Genomic DNA, 1,515 nt, shown 5'->3' with positions numbered 1-1,515 from the left:
ATACTTTCGTTAATAATTAAATAATCATCTAAACAATTAGATGATTGTTTAAGAAAATGTTGGAGCTTTTCTCCTTCAGCATTAAGAATATGAGATAAACCAATCTCCTCCAGGGCAATGGAAGAAAGTAAAAGATTAATGGTGTCACATCGATCTAAATCAATAATCGGGGTAATATTCGGTATGTTCGGCATAGACAATTGAGCTCACCACTTTCATTTATTAAATTATTGTTTGAATATGAGTGTAGGTGAAGAATCACCAGATTTTATTAATAATCATGACAGTTTCAATTGATATAAAGTAAGAACAAATACATATATACACTTTATTCAACACAACTTAATAAGTGCTAGTACGTGTCAACAATCTGATGAAGCTACCCTTCATGTGTACTATTATGTATAACTATCTAAAAAAACCTATTTTATGTAATTAGGATGACAGAAGACCGATAATGTTTTAAAAAAAATAGAAGGTTTACCCATTAGGCAAACCTTCTATAGCTAAAAAACAATCTCTTCTATTATTAAATGATGTTAAGACCTGCACTTGCATAACCTACGACAACATTTACCAAAGAAAGGCCTGCCGCTGTTGCCGAAAATACCAATAAGAAACGTTCTTGAGCCGTTACAGGTATATTTAACCCTGTTGTAATTCCATTACTTACAGAGCCTAATGTTATAACACCTGTCAATGCTGGAGCTAATGTTACCGTTGCTCCTGGAACAGCCGTAAAGACATTGTTAGGTGTTGAAGAACGATACAATTGTGCAGTAATTGATACAGTTGACCCAACTAGAGTTAGTGCTGCGGTAGTACTAAAGTAAGCAGCTAAGGATGTTATCGTACCAGTACGTGGAGATGAAAATGCAGCATTAAGCAATGTACCAGCTGCACCAGTAAGATCAATAGTCCCGCCAGTAATAGCGACATTGTCAACAGCACTTCCGAAACCTAATGCGGCTGACGTTCCAATAAGACCGCCTACAATAGTAGTTACAGTAACTGGAAGTCCTGATGCAAACGGAATAATAGCACCAGATCCAGTTGCTCCGGTTACTCCAGTGATTCCTGTTGCTCCGGTGACTCCTGTTTCACCTGTAGCTCCAGTGATTCCTGTTGCTCCCGTTACTCCTGTCGCTCCTGCTTCCCCGGTTGCTCCCGTTACTCCTGTCGCTCCTGTGACTCCTGTTGCTCCTGCTTCTCCGGTTGCTCCTGTGACTCCTGTTGCTCCCGTTACTCCTGTCGCTCCTGTGACTCCTGCTTCTCCGGTTGCTCCTGTTGCTCCTGCTTCCCCAGTCGCTCCGGTGACTCCAGTTGCTCCTGCTTCTCCGGTTGCTCCTGTGACTCCTGTCGCTCCTGCTTCCCCAGTTGCTCCTGTGATTCCTGTCGCTCCTGCTTCCCCGGTTGCTCCGGTGACTCCAGTTGCTCCTGCTTCCCCAGTCGCTCCTGTGACTCCAGTTGCTCCTGCTTCTCCGGTTGCTCCGGTGACTCCTGTCGCTCCTGCTT

General features: G+C 43.1%; 1 protein-coding gene and 1 pseudogene. Both read right to left on the bottom strand.

Annotated features, from left to right (window positions below; translation table 11 throughout):
• Positions 1-200: pseudogene (locus WYK_RS06250) on the bottom strand (hypothetical protein); the annotation flags it as partial.
• Positions 201-529: 329 nt separating this feature from the next.
• Positions 530-1,515: exosporium glycoprotein BclB-related protein (locus tag WYK_RS06245; RefSeq protein WP_040373700.1), on the bottom strand; the 986-nt coding region annotated here is incomplete at its 5' end.

The sequence above is a fragment of the Peribacillus psychrosaccharolyticus ATCC 23296 genome (assembly GCF_000305495.1).
GTDB lineage: Bacteria > Bacillota > Bacilli > Bacillales > DSM-1321 > Peribacillus > Peribacillus psychrosaccharolyticus.
The sequence above is the reverse complement of the archived record's forward strand: the minus strand, read 5'-3'. Positions and strand labels throughout refer to the sequence as shown.